General features: G+C 43.7%; 18 protein-coding genes. 4 read left to right on the forward strand and 14 right to left on the reverse strand.

Annotated features, from left to right (window positions below; genetic code table 11):
- Positions 1 to 164: 164 nt before the first annotated feature.
- Both PPIS_RS21480 and PPIS_RS21485 read left to right on the forward strand, forming a co-directional pair.
- Positions 165 to 587, forward strand: a complete 423-nt coding sequence (locus PPIS_RS21480; RefSeq protein ID WP_010369836.1) for a hypothetical protein — start codon at positions 165 to 167, stop codon at positions 585 to 587.
- A gap of 3 nt (positions 588 to 590) precedes the next feature.
- Complete coding sequence (locus tag PPIS_RS21485) at positions 591 to 872, forward strand: NBR1-Ig-like domain-containing protein (protein WP_276324805.1); 282 nt, start codon at positions 591 to 593, stop codon at positions 870 to 872.
- 12 nt (positions 873 to 884) lie between these two features.
- On the opposite strand, the gene PPIS_RS21490 is transcribed toward PPIS_RS21485, so the two are convergent.
- From PPIS_RS21490 to PPIS_RS21555, 14 genes are all read right to left on the reverse strand, one after another.
- A complete protein-coding gene (locus tag PPIS_RS21490) occupies positions 885 to 1,658 on the reverse strand; it encodes a M48 family metallopeptidase (RefSeq protein WP_010369831.1) in 774 nt (257 codons plus the stop codon).
- Positions 1,621 to 2,007 carry a TM2 domain-containing protein gene (locus PPIS_RS21495; RefSeq protein ID WP_010369828.1) on the reverse strand — a complete coding sequence of 129 codons (387 nt, stop codon included), beginning with the start codon at positions 2,005 to 2,007 and terminating at the stop codon, positions 1,621 to 1,623. Before PPIS_RS21495 ends, PPIS_RS21490 begins: the two co-directional genes overlap by 38 nt.
- A gap of 19 nt (positions 2,008 to 2,026) precedes the next feature.
- Complete coding sequence (gene yidD, locus PPIS_RS21500) at positions 2,027 to 2,251, reverse strand: membrane protein insertion efficiency factor YidD (RefSeq protein ID WP_010369825.1); 225 nt, start codon at positions 2,249 to 2,251, stop codon at positions 2,027 to 2,029.
- Positions 2,244 to 2,468 (reverse strand): DUF4177 domain-containing protein, encoded by a 225-nt coding sequence (locus PPIS_RS21505; protein ID WP_010369821.1) that lies wholly within the window; start codon positions 2,466 to 2,468, stop codon positions 2,244 to 2,246. The genes yidD and PPIS_RS21505 overlap by 8 nt, the downstream gene beginning before the upstream one ends.
- Before the next feature lie 375 nt (positions 2,469 to 2,843).
- Positions 2,844 to 3,560 (reverse strand): aspartate/glutamate racemase family protein, encoded by a 717-nt coding sequence (locus PPIS_RS21510; protein WP_010369817.1) that lies wholly within the window; start codon positions 3,558 to 3,560, stop codon positions 2,844 to 2,846.
- Between the two features lie 63 nt (positions 3,561 to 3,623).
- The gene (locus PPIS_RS21515; protein WP_010369814.1) at positions 3,624 to 4,757 is read right to left on the reverse strand and encodes a PepSY-associated TM helix domain-containing protein; all 1,134 of its coding nucleotides are present in this window, start codon (positions 4,755 to 4,757) and stop codon (positions 3,624 to 3,626) included.
- Positions 4,758 to 4,908: 151 nt separating this feature from the next.
- Positions 4,909 to 7,014, reverse strand: a complete 2,106-nt coding sequence (locus tag PPIS_RS21520; protein ID WP_010369812.1) for a TonB-dependent siderophore receptor — start codon at positions 7,012 to 7,014, stop codon at positions 4,909 to 4,911.
- Between the two features lie 64 nt (positions 7,015 to 7,078).
- Positions 7,079 to 7,921: a helix-turn-helix transcriptional regulator gene (locus tag PPIS_RS21525; protein WP_010369810.1), complete on the reverse strand. Its 843-nt coding sequence runs from the start codon at positions 7,919 to 7,921 to the stop codon at positions 7,079 to 7,081.
- Positions 7,922 to 8,014: 93 nt separating this feature from the next.
- A complete protein-coding gene (locus PPIS_RS21530; protein WP_010369807.1) occupies positions 8,015 to 9,880 on the reverse strand; it encodes a S8 family serine peptidase in 1,866 nt (621 codons plus the stop codon).
- 770 nt (positions 9,881 to 10,650) lie between these two features.
- Positions 10,651 to 11,436 (reverse strand): HvfC/BufC N-terminal domain-containing protein, encoded by a 786-nt coding sequence (locus PPIS_RS21535; protein WP_010369805.1) that lies wholly within the window; start codon positions 11,434 to 11,436, stop codon positions 10,651 to 10,653.
- The gene (gene bufB, locus PPIS_RS21540; protein ID WP_010369803.1) at positions 11,429 to 12,259 is read right to left on the reverse strand and encodes an MNIO family bufferin maturase; all 831 of its coding nucleotides are present in this window, start codon (positions 12,257 to 12,259) and stop codon (positions 11,429 to 11,431) included. The genes PPIS_RS21535 and bufB overlap by 8 nt, the downstream gene beginning before the upstream one ends.
- Before the next feature lie 85 nt (positions 12,260 to 12,344).
- Positions 12,345 to 12,794: a BufA2 family periplasmic bufferin-type metallophore gene (bufA2, locus tag PPIS_RS21545; RefSeq protein WP_010369800.1), complete on the reverse strand. Its 450-nt coding sequence runs from the start codon at positions 12,792 to 12,794 to the stop codon at positions 12,345 to 12,347.
- Positions 12,795 to 13,190: 396 nt separating this feature from the next.
- Entirely contained in the window at positions 13,191 to 14,183 is a 993-nt protein-coding gene (locus tag PPIS_RS21550; protein WP_010369798.1) for a helix-turn-helix domain-containing protein, read from the reverse strand.
- On the reverse strand, positions 14,183 to 15,091 hold the full coding sequence (locus PPIS_RS21555; RefSeq protein WP_010369794.1) for a GGDEF domain-containing protein: 909 nt from the start codon (positions 15,089 to 15,091) through the stop codon (positions 14,183 to 14,185). The genes PPIS_RS21550 and PPIS_RS21555 overlap by 1 nt, the downstream gene beginning before the upstream one ends.
- Positions 15,092 to 15,440: 349 nt before the next feature.
- On the opposite strand from PPIS_RS21555, the gene PPIS_RS21560 reads away from it, so the two are divergent.
- On the forward strand, positions 15,441 to 18,230 hold the full coding sequence (locus tag PPIS_RS21560; protein WP_010369791.1) for a TonB-dependent receptor: 2,790 nt from the start codon (positions 15,441 to 15,443) through the stop codon (positions 18,228 to 18,230).
- 172 nt (positions 18,231 to 18,402) lie between these two features.
- Positions 18,403 to 19,662: a metallophosphoesterase gene (locus PPIS_RS21565; protein ID WP_019647294.1), complete on the forward strand. Its 1,260-nt coding sequence runs from the start codon at positions 18,403 to 18,405 to the stop codon at positions 19,660 to 19,662.
- The last annotated feature ends 49 nt before the right edge of the window (positions 19,663 to 19,711 follow it).

Genomic DNA, 19,711 nt, shown 5'->3' on the forward strand with positions numbered 1-19,711 from the left:
TCTGTCCGAAAGAGTCGTTGTTATAAAGAAAAATTATAACCACTAAAAACAGTTGGTTATGTGTTTTTGTTACATATGATATAATTGTGTTATATTTTTGTTTTTGTGTTAGATGCGTGTCGAATTTAAAGGATAAAATAAGACAAAGTGCGAAAGCTCGTAGCATGCAAATGAAACAAGTGATCTACGACTGTCAATGTAGCCAATCCCACTTTTATAAAGTATTGGCAGGTAAGCGCCCTCTGAATGAGCATATTCGTAAATATCTTGCTCAGCTTTTAAGTGTAAGTGAGGAAGAGCTTGAGGACTTAATATGTAATAAGTCCCCAGTAAGAAAAGAGGCACCACATTATGCAGGCAAAGTAACCAAAAACCATAAAGCGATTACCTGGAAACGCACTTTGATCACTATCATTTTCCTCAGTGTGTTGCTTTTATCGTATCTGTTTGAAGATATTAAACCACTTGTTGTTGAGTCTAGGTATTCAACGAATTCAGAAATCCAAGATATTCCGATCTTTGTCAAAGACGTGACAATTCCCGATGGGACAGCAATACCGGTTAATACTGAGTTTGTTAAAATTTGACGTATTAAAAATGGTGGAGGGGTGATGTGGTCAGGGCGTTATTTACAGCGTATGACGATTGCTTCACAAGGCTTATGTCAAAGTCCAAATCGAATACCTATCCCAGAAACTGCACCAGGAGAAGTCATAGATTTAGAGGTCACCTTCAAAACACCATCGCTACCAGGGTCGTGCAGAACTGATTGGAAAATGGTAGACGATCGAGGAAAACTAATTTACCCAACACTCAGTGGACTTTACAGTATTGTTCAAGTCGTGCAGATTCAACAAAGAGCATATGATTAAATTCATTAAGGATCATGGGGTTTGTTTGAGCTGCTCGATGCGTTGCTCAAAGCTTGGGTGTGTGCTTAACCAACTATGCTGTTCGTCGCTTTCCTTGGCGAGTTTTTCGAATATAGAGATCATCGCATCATTATTACCATACAGCGTCATTAGCTTGTTGTGCGCGTACAAATCAGCCTCGAGTTCAGCGTGCTGAGAGTAATTTTGGTTGATGCCTAACATTGCGCCCTGCATCATAAGATCTGAGAGCGCAGAGATGTCACCCAATACGACACTCAAACTGACAAATACGATAGACGAGCTCACAAGAGATTCCATTACGTGATTATGCTCGACATGACCAATCTCGTGGAGTAACACTGCGCTAAGCTCTTGCTGAGTCGATGCTAGTTCGACCATGTTATCGGTGATCACAATGGTACCATTGGCCAATGCCATGGCGTTGGCTTTATCTTTCCACTGCCTAAATTCAAGTTTAAATTCACGTTCACTCGATGCATTGGCGCCAAGCAATGAGACAAATAAAGCGCGAGTCTCTTGCTGTTTGATTTCACTTAATTTTGATTCAGAAAATTCCGAGTTATCTAGCTCGTTTAGGCTTCCTTCGTCGATGATTTGGTAGATTTGTTTGGGCAATGAGGCCGAGATCTCTTTAGCGAAGTAAGGCACGCCTTTGGTATAAAACTGATAACCACTAAATAAAACGACCACAACCGTGGCCGCTATAATCCAAAGCCACTGCGTTTCTTTAGATTGCTTGATTCTGTTGTGTATCTTTGAGCTCATCTAGTACTTCTCGCATTACATCGATGTTGTATTTTCTCACTATTTTTTGGCTGTTAAATAACTGAGGTAGCTCAATTAAACACACTAAAATTAGCAGAACCCAGCCATAAAAGAGAATAAATACAAGCCCTAAGAGCATCAAGGTGAGGTTAATTACACCTCGTGCTGTTTTACCCAGATAAAAGTGATGTAAACCTGCGGCAAAGAAGTAATTGAGTACGGCGTAAGTATCAGGATCTTTTACTAGCTGTTCTTCTAGTTGGTAGTACTGCTTGCGCGCTTCAGGACTTAGCTGAGCAACTTGGTTCCTCAACGCTTCTTCTTGTTCTCTTAATGCTATTTCGTCCATGCAAACTCCTAGGATTAGGTTACGGTAGGGGGTCTGACTTTATTTCAATACAATCTGGGTCATTGCAGCGCTTGATACGGCAAAAGCCGATACGCACGCCTTTAAAGAAGCCGTATTTTTCGATTGCTTGATAGGTATATTCAGAACATGACGGCGTAAAATTACAACTTATATTGAAGTGGGCTTTTGCTCCACCATTCGCTTGATAGCGGCGAATGGCAGACAGAGCAAAGCGTTTAAGCACGTTTACGACCAAGTGTTAAGATCACGGCTTCGCGGCTCCAAAACAGCATAAAACGTTTGTTTTCGATAACTTGGAAAACAAGCTGCCAGCCATCTTGCGCTTCCATATTTAAAGTTGCTTCAAGCTTTTTTAACGGTAATCCACTTGAGCCAAGTAATAGTGTGCCGCAGCCACCTTCAACTACATGGATAACTTTATATTCGTCGTATTGGGTCATAATACATCCCTGATTTAATTAGGGCCTGTTGACCTTTCAAGTTTGTTTTTGCAGCAGTTTGATTGGTATTTATACAAGGCAGAGCCTGCGTAGCATAGTTATTCTATGTAAGTTAGGCGATAACACAGTAGAAATGCCAATCAAGCGCTGCCCTTTGGGTTCCCCTGAGTGCGCTTTGTTCATTGTTGCTCAACTTTTGCCTAGATTACTAGGCGACAAGTCGAGCGTCGCGATCAAAACACACTCAGGAGAACAAAAATCAAACAGCAAAGGTCAACAGGCCCTAGAGTAAGTGAGATTTTATTCTATAGGAGCCAAGTAATCGCGACAATAGCGATTTCGTTGTTATTTTTTTAATTACAACAAAGTTTGATATTACTCATAAATAAAGCAAGACGTTACCCCAAGTGACCACTCTACAACGGCTTCAGCATGAAGCTTGGTAGTGTCGTAAAGAGGAACTTGAGTATGCACTTGTTGAACGAGCAAACCTATTTCTGTGCAACCTAAAATTACCCCTTCAGCCCCTTGTTGATAGAGTGCATCGATGATGTCTAGATAAGTTTGCCTTGAGCTTGCGTTGACTTCACCGCAACATAATTCGTCATAAATTATGTCGTGAACCAAAGCTTGCTGGTCCCCATCAGGTGTTATGACCTCAATGCCGTGAAGGTCTTGCAATCGTGCTTTATAAAAGTCTTGCTGCATCGTAAACCTCGTACCTAATAGTGCGATGCGTTTTACGCCGTCGTCTTTAAGTCGCTTCGCGGTTGCGTCGGCAATATGCAGTACCGGTAATCCTGACGCTGCGCTAATTTCATCTGAAATTTTATGCATGGTGTTGGTACAGATCACAATGGCATCTGAGCCTGCAAGCTTCAACGACGTAGCAGCGCCTGCCAAAATGGTGGTCATTTTCTGCCAATCACCAGCTGCTTGAAGCTCTGCAATTTCGGCAAAGTCGACGCTATACAAGCAAAGCTTAGCACTGTGTAGCCCGCCAAGCTTTGCTTTAACGGTTTGATTGATAAGCTGGTAGTAGTTTTGTGTTGACTCCCAACTCATACCGCCAATTAGCCCAAGTTGTTTCATAGTGATTGCTCGTTATTTGCTGATAATAACGACAATAACGGATTTGGATCGAAACTTGAACCGTCAGCTTAAGGCGAGTTGACGGTTTTTCTTACTCTTGAGTTTTTTACGCTTTCTTTGCCACCATAAATATAACCCAGTAAAACCAAGCAATACGGGGGCGAGTCCCATAATGCACCAAATTACTTTACTGGTAAGCCCTGCAAAGTGGCCAAAGTGAAGTTTTCTAAAACTGTCGATTACCCGGTCTACAGTAGACGCCGTTCGAATATCGTAGGCAAAGGTTTGTTTACCAGATTGCGCGTCAAAGCTAACCGTTGCTGCATAGTTACTAATGAACGGGTTGGCATCGGCAACGCTACCAAAAATGGTAATGTTGGTTTGCTCTGGCTCAAATGGAAATAGCCAGTAGGTTGGTTTAAGTCCGTTAACCGCACGATGGCTTTGGGTCATCATGGCATCAAAATCTAATGAGTGATTAAACATTGCGTGGCTGACAATATGGTGCTCATCTTCTTGGTGTTCAAAAGCCTCGTGATAATACTCCACTGCATTAAAGTAAACGCCAGTAATGCCGAGCGCGAGCAATACTGGCGCACTCCAAATGCCAATTACCTTATGTAGGTCGCTCATCATGACGAGCCGAGGAGCTTGTCGCCTAAAGCTAAAGAATCGCCGCCAAAAGCGCCGGTATATCACTAAGCCGGAAACACCAAGCAAGGTAAAAAGTATAGCCACAGCTAAACCGATAACGACACCCATGTGTGGAAAGGTTTTACTCACATCATCGAGTAGTAAGGTGTAATGTAGGTGAAGAATAAAATCGGTAAAGTCGCTGTGAATACCCACAGGCTCGCTTAGCATTTTGCCTGCGTACGGATCCAGATACGTTTTAAACCACGTGTCTGTGCCATGCTTTAATAAATAGACTCTATCAGCTTCGTAGCCGTCATCGAATATTTCCCAGCTACCAATTTCATAATTTGGATGGGTGTCTGCGACATAGTTAACGAGCGCATTCATGGGCTGACGTTGGACGTTTTGGTCCTGATAAGTCAATGTCGCTTGCTTTGGAAGTAATAGGCTATCTATCTCGAATTTAAACACCAACATGCTACCTGTGACTGACATAACGGCGAGCGGCAGTATCGCGATTAATGCCATTGCACTGTGCCATTTAAATAGTGTTTTACGCATTGTTTTCCTTTGAGTTAAAGCTAAATGAGAATGAATAAAGAGATGAATTAATAAGGACACCCACCTCAATGCTTGCTGGAGCGTTAAGGTGGGTGTCCGTTTAAATCATCCGTCCCTTTAAATCCTTTCGTAAGCTCTCTTAGGTGAGAGACTAAAAACGATAGTGGAGACCAATATCGGCTTTGCGCTCAGCCCCCATCCAGCAGTTGCTTTCGTCATAGCATGCGCCAACGTATCGCTTGTCACTGAGGTTACTAATGCTAAAGGTGATCCTGGCTTGCTCGCTGAGTTCATAGTCAAAGGCGATGTCGAATAAGGTATAGGATGGCACGGTATCTGAGTTGTATTTACCAACATAACTCTCGCCAACATACCGAGCACCAACACTGACTTTAAGTGCACTCAACAGGCTTGGGTAATAGTTTAACCATAGCGAAGCAGTGTTATCTGCAACCCACACTAAGCGTTTCCCCACTAAATCGTGGTCTAATTCATTTTTAGTGACTTTCTGGTCCAGGTGCGTGGCATTGAACTGCACATCAACTTGTTCATTAACGGTGTGAGAAGCCTCAAGCTCAATACCTTTGGACTGGATTTCACCGGCTTGGGTTTTCGTGACAAAGTCTTTGCTGTTAATGATTTCGTTCTGCTTGGTGAGATCGAATAGCGCAAATGTTAGCTGTGTATCGCGAGATTGATATTTAACGCCAAGTTCCCATTGTTCTGCTTCAGTTGGCTTGAAGGCTTGTTGAGTTACGCTATCTTCTCCTGCAACGGGCTCAAATGACTGACTATAGCTCACGTAAGGTCGCCAACCAGAATCCAGCTGATAAAGTGCGGCAATTCTTCCGGTGAGTTGGGTGTCATCAATATTTGATTCCGTTTGCCACTCGGTGCCAGCGTAGTTTTTATCAGCAGTAACATCACTGGTGAAACTATCGTATCTAAGACCAGCCAAGAGGGTTAGCGCTGATATTGTCACTTCGTCTTGGATGTAAAACGCACGGTTACTTTGTTCAATATCGTGCGCTTCGGTATAGAAGTTAAGTGGCAAAGCGCTGACATCAAACGCTGCATAGTTGGGCGCTGCAAGATTAATACTTGGTGTGCCTGTCCCAAGTGTATCCCAATACCCTACGGTTGAGCTTAAGGTTTTGTATTCAAAACCCAAGAGCAAGTGATGTGATGAGTCGCCAACCGTAAAGTGAGTAGACAATTGGTTGTCTAAAACATAGCCATGTTGCGTTTCATCGGTTTTATATGCTGCACGGGCAAGTATGGTGTCGCTATCAGCAGTTAAGTTTTGGTTGTAGGTATTTTGCTGCAGGCCTTCTGCATCGGTGTAACGCCAGTTGGCAAATAAAGACCAATCGTCGGATAAATTATGCTCCAGCTTTAGCCCTGCCATTAGCGTTGTTCTATCAAAATTAGACCAATTGATATCGCCTGCAAATGCATCGGCATCTAGATAACCGTAACTTGCACGAGTGAGTGTACCAACACTATGTAAGGGGGTAGATGGTATGGTTTTGGGATCGTCTTGGTAATAAAGCTGTGCAGTTAACGCCGTATCACGGTTTGGTTGCCAGCGCAGTGAAGGTGCAAATACAGTGCGTTCTTCTTCCGTTGTTTTTTGCTGGCCATCACTTGTTCTTGATAGCGCAATGGCGCGATAGCTTAATTCATCGGTGATCACACCTCCATGATCAACGCCGATTTCTTTGAGCGCTCTGCTACCGAGTCTTAGGCGAACCTGGGTTTGCTCAGTGCCATTGGCAAGCTTTGCGATTTGGTTAACCATTCCACCTGGCGGTGCTGAGCCATAAAGTGCTGACGCTGGACCTTTTAGCACCTCAATGGTTTCGGTGGCAAAGGCATCAACTTGAGGATATAAATTCCAAAGATTATTGGATTGCAGTTCTAGGCCATCGTAATAATTTCGATAAGATTCAAAACCGCGAATAGTGTATTGGTCAAAAATGGTGACTGTGCTGCGGCTCTCTGGTGTGATACCAGAAACATAGCGCAACGCAGCATTGACCGAGTCAGCTTGGCGTAGCTGCAATGTGTCTTGATCTATATGAGAAATAGAAAAGGGCGCATTGATTGGTGCTAAAGACGACTTTGTTCCGGTACTTTTGTATTGGCTGCCCTGAACTTCTATTCTTTCTAACTCATCTTTTTGGCTTTCATTGGCGCTGGTGGTTTGAGAAAGCAGTGAGAGGCACACTGCAGCATAGAGCGTGTTAATTTTCATTGTTCTACTACTATGGATAATGAGAGTGATTCTTATTATATATATTTGTATGGTTCAGTTTTGTCTAAGAGTGCACTCGTTGTGAAATTTGCTTGGGTGAAAGAGAAAATAATTGCTTAAAACGGCGGCTGAAGTGCGCCTGATTTTTAAATCCGCTATCAATAGCAATTTGATTTAATGATGCAGAGCTATTGAGTAACTCAAAATAAGCGTGAGTGAGTCTGGTGCGGATCAGGTATTCACTGGCACTCAGATCAGATGCGGCAAAGAGTTTGTGAATATAACGTTTTGACCAGCCAGAATGCTCACATAGCATGTCGATACAAAATGCTTCATCACTTGCATGTGTAGAGATGAGCCGTTTTAACTCCGCCAGCGGCGACCTTGGTAATTGGGTCGGCTGGCAAGCGCTTAGATGCAGTACAATTTCATCTTCAAGCCATTTTGCCGCTGTTAAATTTAGCGTTGTGGCGGTTAAGGCGCTTTTGAATAATGTTGATAGACCAGAGGGAATTGTCAGCGCTTGTCCATGCAAAAGCCGCTTGCCGGTTCGAGATACGAGCCAATTGATTGGAAAGTTGAAGCTAACGGCGTGATATTGTGTCGGAAGGTGAAATACATGTTTTTGATTTGCTTCAAGATAGATTAACTGCGTTAGATCCGCACGCTGCAAGGATTGCTCAGTCAGCCACCAACCATTTCCTTCAGAGATAAGGATCAAACTACCATAGTTTTCAGGCATCATCGCCGCAGTTTGCGCAGTGCGATGGTAAATAATACCATCGAGTTTTACTTGCGAGATACTACTACAGATGAGCGGCACTTCGGTGTGTAGTTCACCGTCAGACACATGGTCATAAAACCCTTGATGTAATAATTGGCTGTAGAGATCTAATACAATACTCATTAAAAACAAAAATGGCGGCTCAAACGAGCCACCACTGTACTTGTTTTTTCAATAAATCCCAAACGAAATGAGATTTATTTGTAATAAAGCTAATTAGTAGCTTGCAACAAGTGTTACACCTGAGAAGCTAGAGTAGCCACGTAACTTGATGTAATAGGTTGCACCTTGACCTGAACTTAAACTACAAGATTCATTATTACCATTTAAGAACGGACGACAGTCATAGGTTGATGTCGTAGGTGCCGCACCTTTACGAACATACAAGTCTGCATCGCCAGAGCCGCCAGAGCTTGCAACTGTTAATGTTACATTTGCTGGAACATCAATGGTGTATTGCAACTCTTGGCCAGATGCACCAGCTAGACCACTTACTGGGATGCCATTTTCTAAGCAATTACTACCACAGCCACCTGGATCAGATGAGTAAGTACCTGTGAGGGTCGCATTTGCATACGCAGCGTAACCATTTAGCATCACATACCAATCACCTGCAGTCGGATTGGTGAAATCGCATGATTCATTATTACCATCCAGATAGGGGCGGCAAGCGTAACTATTCAGCGTTGGTTGAGAGCCTTGCTGTACATACAGGTCGGCATCGCCAGTACCACCAGCAAGTGAGAAGTTCAGTGCGCTAGCGCCTGCTGGAACAACCAGCTTATAGAAGGTTTGCTGACCAGATGCACCAGATGCACTGACGCCTTGGCCATTAACTAGCTCTGTGATTGGATCTGGATCTGGGTCCGGATCAGTGCCATCAGCTAGTGTATAAAGTAGCTCGTTAGGTGAACCGCTTTGTGGGTTAGAGACTTTACCTTTTGATGAGCGTTGGCTCAGCAAGCTATCAATTTGTGACGGGCTTAGACTTGGGTTTTCATCCAAATATAGCGCAACAGCACCCGCAACGTGCGGTGCGGCCATCGAAGTACCGCTGATGGTATTGGTTGATGTATCTGAGTTATACCAAGCAGAAGTAATACTTGAACCCGGTGCATAAATATCTAGACAGTTACCATAGTTTGAGAAACTAGAACGGGCATCGCTGCTTGTGGTTGAACCCACAGTGATTGCATTGGCTGCACGTGCTGGTGAGTAATTACAGGCATTGCTATTGTCATTACCCGCCGCAACAACAAAGCTAACGCCTGAGGCAACTGCGTTATTTACTGCGTCATCAACCGCTTGAGAAACGCCACCACCCAAACTCATGTTAGCAACAGATGGGCCTGATGCATTGTTTTTAACCCAATCGATACCAGAGATAACGCCTGAATATGAACCCGAGCCGTTACAACCCAATACTCTTACGCCAACGATATTGACGTTTTTCGCTACCCCATATTCACCGCCACCAATTGTGCCTGCAACATGGGTACCATGACCGTTACAGTCTGTTGCATCATTGTCATTATCAACAAAGTCATAACCATGTGATGCACGGTTACCAAATTCATTATGACTAATGCGAACACCCGTATCGATAACATAGGCCGTTACACCAGTTCCATCAAAATCATAATGGTAGTTTGAGTTTAGCGGTAGATTACGTTGATCTACGCGATCTAGACCCCAAGTTGGACTAGCTTGGTCGCCGCTTGCTGTGATAGCTGGGGTCACTGTAACCACTTGGTCTTGTTCGATATAGTCAATATTTGGGTTATTAAGCAAACCTTTTAGTTGCTTTGCCGATGCATTAATCACCACACCGTTTAGCACGCCACCAAATTCTTTTGTTATGCTTACGTTATGTTTATTCTGTAACGCTTTAGCTTGCTTATTAGCGAAGGCTGCAACCGCTTTACTGTCTTTGACATTTAAAACAGAAGGTGTTGTGAACACCACAATATACTGATCATCGATTGCTTTGTTTGACTCTACGCTAAGTATTTTAGCGGCTTGTGCGTTGACTGAAGTCAAACCCGCTAATACTGCAAAACTAATAGCACTTAATTTACGCATTTTGTTGTTCCTTGCATGTTGTTTTGTTTAATTGTGTTTACCAATCTCAAGGTTATGAACTTATCTAGCTGCTGTAGACGCGTTATTCACCAAAGTTCAACGCTTGATTGCGTTTGTTTTGAGATAATGAACAACGCCAGCTAAATAAAAATTGCACATAATTTCGACTGGTTACACTAGGATAGAAGTAAAGCTTAAAAAATAAACAAAAAATATAAAAAAAATTTACAATGTGTTTTTTAATGCATAGATTAGCTGACCAAATAAGCGAGAGATTTATGCTTGTTCTTTATATATTGTAAATAAATACAATTAGTTAATTTTGATTTTAGGGAGGGGTAACGCGACAGGGTAAGAGGAATAAATAGGCTAGAAAAATTCCAAATAAGTATAGGGTATGTGATTTTTTGTTAATTTATCTTTACATTTAAGCTTGGTTTTTGACTTTTGAATTGTTAACAAGGACAATGCCAATCAAGGTGAAAACCATGCTTATTATTAAACTTGGTTGATACAGCTTTAACTTCTCTTTGATCCTCATTTTCCATGCCGCTTTGTTGAATATCGCGGTTATATAACCTGAGGTTTGGATAAGGAATGTTCCAACTCATTGTTTCTAAAGAATAACTTAGTTTTTTCCTTGTCTAGCCAGAGAGTTTTAGGGAAAACAAGGCGAATTTACGCACCAATAGCTGGCTATTGGAAGTGAATTCAACGCAGTTAGCGCTAAAACTGGCTGCTAGAAAGGCATTAATTATCCGCAGCTCAGGTTATATAGCAACTTTAAAGCCACTAAACCATCCCAAATTAAGCCCTTTTTGCAGTAACTGCATCACCATTGCTGTGCCTTGTGCTAAATCATCACTTTGCTCAGCTGCGTATTCACAGACAAAACTAAACGGCAGCGCGTTCTTCATGCTTTGTAGACAAGCAAATTCGGCTGCCGTTAACGAGTGATACCCAGTGCGCATATCGCGCTCTCTGGCGAGTATCCAGTAGTTTGGTTTTGTCGACACTTCAGGGACCGGTGTACTGTTCTTTAACGCTTGCCAGCTGTCGACCGCATTATGTGTAAATCCCAATAAGTGAACGCTGGGGTGAAAAGTAAACTGCAAGTTTGGAAAGTGTGCTGCTGCAATTTTTTGTAGGTGCACAAGTCCTAATTGAGGCGCATCTTCTGCGTCAAATGCACTGAGTAATGTACGTTCAAATTGTGCGATTTCAGTGAGAATAGGGTAGAGCTTAAATGGCTCAAATTGACTTAAATATTCAGGAAGCGCGTCGCCAAACTGGCGCAATGAGGTCGAACGCGAAGGAAAGTGCTCTAGATAGCCCGAGAACATCTCATCAAACAGGGCATCACCCAAATAAAAGCCAAGAATTTCATGATCTTGTTCTAACACTTTTTTTAATCTGATGTGGTAAGCGTTAGTGTATATTTGCGCACGTTGTGCGACATTTAGGCCGCTTTGATATTCAATTTCAGCTATTAATTGGTTGTCATCGCCTTTTAGCATTGCAATAAAGGCGTGTTGCAGCGCGGCGAGATCAGCCATATGTTCTCCAACTGCTAGGGGCTATTCCTTTGGCTAAGTTCAGCTCTTGTAATAATCCCGCGAGTTCAGGAAAGTTATCATCACGTTCAATCATGGTGTTAATAGGGGATCTGTTTTGAGTGTATTGGCGATACAAACTCCACACCTCTTCGCAAATAGGTTGGTCATGCGTATCAACAATATGTGTCCCAAAATCGCTATGGCCAGCCAAGTGAATTTGTGCGACCGCTTGTGTTGGTATGGCGTTTAGGTAAGTCATTGGGTCGAATTGATGATTGCGTGAGCTTACATATACATTGTTGATGTCGAGCAATAACTGGCATCCGGTACGCTGGTGTAATTCGCTCAAAAACGCCCACTCTGTCAGTTCAGATTGTTTGTAGTTTAAATAACTTGAGACATTTTCAAAGATCATTGGACGCTCAAGGTAATCTTGTACTTGATTGATTCTTGCGGTGAGATGTATCAGCGCTTCTTCAGTGTAGGGAAGTGGCAATAAATCATGGCTATTAAACTCGCCTAAGCTGCTAAAGCAGAGGTGATCTGACACCCATTCGGGTTCAACCCGTGCGATGGTGCGTTTAAGTTGCGCAAGGTAATTCATATCTAGGGGCGAAGTACTGCCTATCGACATCGATACTCCGTGCATCACAATGGGGTAGTGTTCTTTAATCTGCGAGAGGTAATACCAAGGCTTGCCGCCGTCGACAAAGTAATTTTCAGAGATAATCTCAAACCAATCTACTTGGGGTCGGGTGTCGATAATAGCGTCAAAATAACACGTGCGTAGGCCAAGACCAAAGCCCAGAAAGGGTACTGACATAATTGCGCTCTTTTAATGCATTGTGCGTGTTTATCTATTGCAATAATAATCTTGATAGATAAACACGCGCCGAGGTTAAAGCTTATTAGCTTTTCGCTTTGCCACCAATATCAGCACAGGCCTTTGCTGGCATGCTGACAAATCCAGTCCCTTTGCAAGAAGCGTGTCCCGCACAAGCATTACTTGCGGTTTTACAATCGTTATGGCCTCCGCAAACGTTGACATCGTGGCAGTGCACAAGGTCGGCCTTTGCGACACTACCAACCCATGCGTCTTTTTGATTGCCACCGACATCACTGCACGCTTTACTCGGCATGGCAACAAAGCCAGTGCCTTTGCAAGAAGCTTGTCCTGAGCAGGCATTACTCGCGGTTTTACAATCGTTATGCCCGCCGCAAGTATTGACGTCATAACAATGCACTAAATCTGTTTCAGCTGTCGCAGCTTGTGCGTTTGTGGAATTGTTTTCTGTGCTATTACAACCCACTAAACCCGCTACCATTATCGCCATTGCAGCGCCCGTTAATGCTTTCATTTTTTTAATCCTCTTTGTTATCTATTAACGTGCTTAGCTTCGGCCAAGGGGCTGCTTATCTTTCAAGTTTGTTTTTGCAGCAGTTTGATTGCCATTTATACAAGGCAGAGCCAGCGTAGCATAGTTGTTCTATGTAAGTCTGGCGATAACACAGTAGAAATGGCAATCAAGCGCTGCCCTTCGGGTTCACCTGAGTGTGCTTCGTTCTTTGTTGCTCAACTTTAGCTTAGCCCACTATGCGGCAAGTCGAGCGCCGCGATCAAAACTCACTCAGAAGAACAAAAATAAAACAGCAAAGGTAAGCAGCCCCTGGGATTATCGAAACGTAGTCACGTTATAAAAGACCTAGTAACCGCAAGATCCATTTCAGTGTAGAAGAAAAAATGGGGGATAAAGTTAAATCTTACGAAAATAGGAAGGCGTTAATCCCGTCCAGCGCTTAAATGCACGGCGAAAATTAGTGATGTCGCTAAATTCTAAAGCGGTTGCAATTTGTTCATTGGAATAGCCTTGCTCGGTCACGTAAAACAAGGCTTGTTGACGATGCAGTCTGTCTTTTTCGTTAATAAAAGTAGTCTGATGTAGCTTGAGTTTACGTTTGAAAGTTGCAGCGCTCATGCCCATCATTTCGGCGATTTGCTCACTATGATATTTAGGATATTTTAATTGTAAGCGATGCAGTTGGGCGAGAAATCCACGCTGTGGTGAGGGCAAGGCCTTTAGCTGCCGAGCCACTAAATAAGGAAAAGTGCCAATTTGTTGCTGCGCTAAAACTTGGTTACTCATTACAACCGCAAAATCACTGTGATCAAAGCTGTAAGCTAGGTGTATATGGCTCAGGTATTGCGCGACTTGTTTTGGCTTTGTATACGGAAACTGCAATGTCAATGCGGTTTCTGGGCTGCGCCACTTAAGGTAGCCACAACAAAGGCTTGCCATTGCTTCGCATAAAAATCGAGTGACCGCAGGCTTACCTTCTGCAATGGCGGGTGAAAACAGTAAATGGCAGCTTGTTTCCGTCTGGAATTTTCTAACGTGGTAAAAAGGTAATATATCCAACCCTTTAAGCAGAAGTACTTTGAGTAATTGCTGTATGTTGTGGCAATTAAATAGCAGCTCGGCATGGTGACTGATTAGCGTATTAAGTAGGTATTGGCCGTAAATAAAACTGACTTCCTGACAGCTCGCTTGACTGACAAGGTTGCTTACTATTGTTTCAAACTGCTCATAACTAATGCAGGTTGGATTAGCGTGCAGATCGGTATAAAACAACTTACTGCCTTTCAAAATGACGTCTGCATGTACACCGCGCTGGGAAGCCAACTCCACCAAGGGGAGTGCAAAGTAGCGACTCGCAAGTTGTTTTGTTTGGCACTCAAAATAGGACATTAAGCCGCAGCTACCTTGGCCTGTTTCAGCTCGCTCACAAGCGCTGCTATCAGAGGTTCAAATTCACAGTGTTTATCATTAACTTCGATACAGCTCCATCTCACTGCACTATATTGCGGCTGGTTTTCACCATCATCATAGTTGGCATGGCGGGCGATAAATTCGGCCGCACGGTTAGCAAAAGCTTGGGCTTGAATATGGTTGGTTTGCGGGTGAACGACCACAAATTTATCCGCTGCAAAACGGCATAGCAGATCACTCTCACGCATGCTCAAAGAGAGCATATCGGCAATATCGCGCAGTAACTGATTACTTTTTTGCATACCATGCTGGCGAGAATAAGCGGCAAAATCACATATATCGAATAGCGTTAAGCAAAATGGGCTATTGCCATTGGCAAGGCGGGATTGTTCGTGGCGAACTTGATTTTGCATATACTCTACGCTGTAAAGGCCGGTGACAAAATCGGTCATGCTGTGGTCACGATAAAAACGCTCTTTTTTCATTAAGGTTTGATTGAATATGCTTTGTTCTTTATACCAGTAATAGGCTGAAATACTCATCAGCACCATGCCAAAGCAAGCAGGGATCGCTTCAAAACTGGTTAAATAATGGGGCGTGAACACCACCATCTCATCTAAAAAATCCCACAGCATAGAAACATACATGGCACTCAACCCTGCAAACAGTAGGTTAGTGACGAGCCCTTTTGGTCGAGTGAGCAAGGTCACCGCTATCCAAATCAGTGTCATCAGCGTGAGGCCACCTTCACCAAGGCTATCGAGCCAATTGACGTCCGACAGTGGTCGCAATACAGAGGTATAGGCCGTGATAGTAATGGCAACCAGTGTGAGTAGTACTAGTAGCAACCACCGTGATTGATGAAGTAAAAAAGGCTGAAGTTTCATATTTGTTGTCTAGTCAAAATGTAGAGCGATATAGTAAAAATTTGCGCTTGGTGCTGATAGGGTCAATTTAGCTCAGTAAAGGTGATGTTTTTATGACAAAAACTGCAACACATTTGCATAACAGCAGCTAGCAAACCGATTGTTATTCAGAGTTCAGGTTAAATATCGTTGCCAAAGTCCTAAAGGCAGGGGGTCATATCGGCTCAAATTCACGAGTTCGGCCGGCATAAACGCCCTGTTATAGGCTGCAGCGCACTCAAGTGAAATAAAAGCGTCACGTTTTCGCACTAGGGTAGCCGCGACGTTTTAGCGGGGCGCTAAAATTCTACTTAACCTGTGCGAGCAAATAATGAAAAAAAATCTACCGACAAGCTTTACGCTTTCTGCCGTTGCGATGATCTGCGCTGGACTGACGTTAAGCTCAGCTGCAAATGCTAACACCCTAACAGGGCAAGTTAGTTCCGCATCGCAAAAGAGCCACTTTCAAGGAGCAAAAGTGGTGATCAAAGAATTAGACAGAACCCTTATCTCTGAGCGAGATGGCCGCTTTACGGCAACCAATCTCCCGGCGGGTAATTATACGCTTGAGATAAGTTATCTTGGCGCTGAAACAGTGACAAAAAGCATTACAATTACTGATAATCAAGTCACCGATGTTCAAATACAGCTTGGTTCTCAATCGGGCCAAATGGACGATATTATTGTTGTAGGGCAAAGAGCCGGACAAGCAGGTGCACTAAACCGACAAAAAAATGCCCTGTCACTTAAGTCGATCGTCAGCGCGGATTCCATCGGCCAGTTGCCGGATCAAAACGCAGCAGAAGCACTGCAACGTCTGCCTGGACTTTCTATTCAACGAGATCAAGGTGAAGGCCGTTTTGTGGCAATTCGTGGGATCGACCCAAACCTCAACAACGTGACCATCAATGGTGCCAACGTGCCTTCTCCTGAAGCGGGCGTGCGCTCGGTGGCGATGGATGTCATCCCAAGTGAATTGGTGCAAAGCCTAGAGGTGAGCAAAACGGTCACACCGGATATGGACGCATCAGCTGTGGGCGGTAGCATCGAAGTAAAAAGCCTCAGTGCTTTTGACCGAGAAGGGCAGAGCTACAGTGTAACTCTACAAGCGTCACACAATGAACAGGTGAGCGAGACCAGCCCAAAAGCGTCGTTTAGTTTCACCGATATTTATACCGCAGGCAAAGAGATGGAAGTTGGGGTTGCAACGGCGGTATCTTGGTTTGAGCGTGAGTTTGGTTCTCATAATATGGAAACCGACGGCGGCTGGATGGAACTAGAAATGGACGATGTGAACTCAGGAGAAGAAGCGAGCTTCTTTGGTGCTGAGGAAATGGAGCAGCGCCACTATCGTATTACGCGAGAGCGTTTAGGAGCGGCACTGAATCTTGATGTGCATCACAAAGGGTTTAACAAATACTACTTACGCACGCTCTACAGCAAGTTTTCTGACGATGAATTTCGTCAACGCAATGAGTACAAGTTTGACAAAGGCGATGTATTTGCCGATGAGCTAAGCCAAAATGCGGCCTATTTCTCAGGTGCAGAAATGGATAGAGATACCAAAGACAGATATGAAGAGCAAAGCATTTTATCTGTGGTTTTAGGCGGCGAAAACTTAGTGCAGGATTGGTTTATTGAATACAGTATTGGCTACTCGAAATCAGATGAAAGCGAGCCAAATCGCTTGGATACCTCATTTGCTGGAGAAGATTTTGCGTTAGGGTATGTACTGGATGGTAAGACACCTACGCTTGCAGCGGATGAAGCTTCCCAGCAGCTTAGCAATTTTGAAATCGATGAAATTGTCTGGGAGAACAACCTAAGTGAAGATGAAAATACCAGCTTAAGACTGGACTTAACTAAAGACTTCACTTTACTTGGTCACAATGCGCAAATTAAATTTGGTGGTAAATATGCTGACCGTGAAAAGTTTAACCGCGTTGACGCCAAACTATATGACGGCGGCTTTGATGACCTAACGGCGAAAGACTTTGCCGCCAATGAGCCTGAGTATGAGCTTGGGGCCTTTGGTCCGGGTTTAAGTCGCGGCCAGATCCGCGACTACTTCTACAGTAATCGCAGTGCCCTTGAGCTAAACCAGCTTGAAACTGACATTGAAACACAAGGTCGTTCATACACCAGTGAAGAAACCGTCACCGCGCTCTACGCCATGCTGACGGTCGACATTGATAAACTCAATGTTATTGCAGGCTTTAGATACGAAGACACAGATTATGCAACGAGTGGTAATCGCGTTGAACTCATTAATGATGAAGTGAATGACGTTGAGCGCGTCGAGATCAACCAATGGCAAGTTGAAGATAGCTACGATCATTTATTACCAAATTTAACATTACGCTATGAAATCAGCGATAAGCTGATCACCCGTTTTGCCTATACACAAACTCTTGCGCGTCCAAGCTTTGAAGATGCAGCAGCATTTCAAATTATAGAAACAGAGACCACAGAAGATGATGGCGAAATTGAAATTGAGCGTAAAGCCGAAGTCGGAAACCCAGACTTAGACCCATACAAGTCAACAAACTATGACTTTTCCGTAGAATATTACCCCGGCGCGATAGGCGTGTTATCTGCAGGCGTTTTTCACAAAAACATCGATAATTTTATTGCCAAAGCTGAGGTGCAAGATAACGGTCAGTGGCAAGGCTATAAAGAAGTTATTCAAAGCGTTAATGGCGGCGCCGCTGAACTGACAGGGGTGGAGCTTGCGTACACGAAGAACTTTCAAAACGGTTTGATGCTCTCAGCTAATGGTACATTTATTGACGCTGATGACAATCTACCAAATCAATCCGACACCGTGGGCAACCTGATGTTTGGTTATGAAAATAGCCAAATAAGCGCAAGGTTAAGTGCGTCGTACAAGAGCAAAAGCTTTTTGTTTGAAGAGAACAAGCAGCGCGTTTTCCAAGACGACCATCTGCAACTCGATTTCAGCATGAAGTACTTTTATACCGAGCAAACTCAGCTTTATTTCAACGCGATCAATTTAACCGACGAGCCGATGAGTATTTATCAAGGCGACACTCGTTACAACTACCAATACGAAACTTATGGTCGTTCATTTGAGCTTGGAGTAACGGTAACGTCCTTCTAAGAGAGCAGTAAAGGTGGGTGTCCAAGTAAAAGCATTTCTTATATTTATTTAAAAGGTGTATTAAAAGGACACTCATCATATCGAGCTAGAGTCTTAGGTATAGGATGTATTAAAAGGACACCCACCTTATTTATATGCAGGAGGATGCAGTGGTAACACTGTGTCGGTAACAATGAAAATAACATCAATAGCATTACTATTCGCGCTTAGTAGCACAGCGCAGGCCGCGGAAAATATTAACTTTCTGGCTTTTGGTGATGGCGGCTATCACCCAGATTATCCAAAAACAAAGCACATTAAATCGCCTAAAAATAAGGCTGAATTTATTGCTGCTGAAAAGGCGGATTGGTTAGAAGAACATCGCCCGCTCGAAGAGTTTAATCATGCGCCTATCTATATTTATCCGGGAACCGAAACCGCAACGGAGGAAACCGGTGCGTTGGTGGTTGGGCAGGCAATGGCCTCTTTGTGTGAGAAAAAGCCATGCGACTTTGCTATTCAGCTTGGTGATAATATCTATCCTGATGGTGCGGCGGCTAATGATGGCAAAGACGACCAAAAGCGTATGGATGACTTGATTTTAGGACCGCTAAAGCCGCTACTTATTCAAAACCCAGAGTTGGTTGTGTACTCAGCATTAGGCAACCACGATTGGAAGACGTCTCGTCGCGGCGTGAAATTACAGACCGAATGGATGGCTAAGCAAGCTAATTTCCATATGGATGGCAAAGGTTATTACAGCTACACCTTTGGTGAGAAAGGCAATAACGTCGAGTTTTTTGTGCTCGATACCAATATGTTGCTCTCAGGTCAGCATTATTACGAAATTCCACTAAAACCGGACGGTAGTGAACAAGGATTGGCGAGTGCACTGGCAAGCGGACAAGCCGAAGTAGAAGACATTGAAAAGCACGAGCAACCTGTAAATGGGGAAGATCACAGGCAATTGGCTTGGCTTGCAAATGGGCTTAAGAACTCAACCGCAAAATGGAAAATTGTATATGGACACCATGTACTTTGGTCGATTGGTGGCACCAAATATGACGAAGCGCACGTATTACGCCGCTTAATCTTACCCGAACTGTGTGAGTACGCGGATGCGTATATCGCAGGCCATGAGCATGATTTGGAACTGTTAACGGACGACTGCTCACGTGTACTCCCCGGAAACACAAAGCCTAAGTTACCACTTATTATCAGCGGCGCCGCATCAAAAATGCGCGGTACGCATACACCGCTTGCTAACTATCAAGAAAAGCGCTACCCAGAGTACGACCTAGTCTGGAATAAAGCTTTTACTTGGGGCTTTGCGCATATCGAATTAGACAACCAAAAAGACAGGCTAAATGTGTCGTTTTACTCAACACCAAACAATTTAAGCGGTCAGCTGGTGCCAGAGCAAAGCTTTAGCTTCGCTCACCGCAGTAAGTAACGGATCAGCAGGCGATAAACATGCGGTTTTAAGCAATTAAAAAGGGTGA

Origin of the sequence: Pseudoalteromonas piscicida (assembly GCF_000238315.3) — a bacterium.
Lineage (GTDB): Bacteria > Pseudomonadota > Gammaproteobacteria > Enterobacterales > Alteromonadaceae > Pseudoalteromonas > Pseudoalteromonas piscicida.

What these genes read in the sequence shown, in the direction of transcription:
- PPIS_RS21505 (WP_010369821.1), bottom strand. Translation starts at nt 2,468, where the DNA reads ATGACCCAATACGACGAATATAAAGTTATCCATGTAGTTGAAGGTGGC.
- PPIS_RS21560 (WP_010369791.1), top strand. Translation starts at nt 15,441, where the DNA reads ATGAAAAAAAATCTACCGACAAGCTTTACGCTTTCTGCCGTTGCGATG.
- PPIS_RS21510 (WP_010369817.1), bottom strand. Translation starts at nt 3,560, where the DNA reads ATGAAACAACTTGGGCTAATTGGCGGTATGAGTTGGGAGTCAACACAA.
- PPIS_RS21550 (WP_010369798.1), bottom strand. Translation starts at nt 14,183, where the DNA reads ATGTCCTATTTTGAGTGCCAAACAAAACAACTTGCGAGTCGCTACTTT.
- PPIS_RS21490 (WP_010369831.1), bottom strand. Translation starts at nt 1,658, where the DNA reads ATGAGCTCAAAGATACACAACAGAATCAAGCAATCTAAAGAAACGCAG.
- PPIS_RS21535 (WP_010369805.1), bottom strand. Translation starts at nt 11,436, where the DNA reads ATGGCTGATCTCGCCGCGCTGCAACACGCCTTTATTGCAATGCTAAAA.
- PPIS_RS21495 (WP_010369828.1), bottom strand. Translation starts at nt 2,007, where the DNA reads ATGGACGAAATAGCATTAAGAGAACAAGAAGAAGCGTTGAGGAACCAA.
- PPIS_RS21515 (WP_010369814.1), bottom strand. Translation starts at nt 4,757, where the DNA reads ATGCGTAAAACACTATTTAAATGGCACAGTGCAATGGCATTAATCGCG.
- PPIS_RS21530 (WP_010369807.1), bottom strand. Translation starts at nt 9,880, where the DNA reads ATGCGTAAATTAAGTGCTATTAGTTTTGCAGTATTAGCGGGTTTGACT.
- bufA2 (WP_010369800.1), bottom strand. Translation starts at nt 12,794, where the DNA reads ATGAAAGCATTAACGGGCGCTGCAATGGCGATAATGGTAGCGGGTTTA.
- bufB (WP_010369803.1), bottom strand. Translation starts at nt 12,259, where the DNA reads ATGTCAGTACCCTTTCTGGGCTTTGGTCTTGGCCTACGCACGTGTTAT.
- PPIS_RS21480 (WP_010369836.1), top strand. Translation starts at nt 165, where the DNA reads ATGCAAATGAAACAAGTGATCTACGACTGTCAATGTAGCCAATCCCAC.
- PPIS_RS21520 (WP_010369812.1), bottom strand. Translation starts at nt 7,014, where the DNA reads ATGAAAATTAACACGCTCTATGCTGCAGTGTGCCTCTCACTGCTTTCT.
- PPIS_RS21525 (WP_010369810.1), bottom strand. Translation starts at nt 7,921, where the DNA reads ATGAGTATTGTATTAGATCTCTACAGCCAATTATTACATCAAGGGTTT.
- PPIS_RS21555 (WP_010369794.1), bottom strand. Translation starts at nt 15,091, where the DNA reads ATGAAACTTCAGCCTTTTTTACTTCATCAATCACGGTGGTTGCTACTA.
- PPIS_RS21565 (WP_019647294.1), top strand. Translation starts at nt 18,403, where the DNA reads ATGAAAATAACATCAATAGCATTACTATTCGCGCTTAGTAGCACAGCG.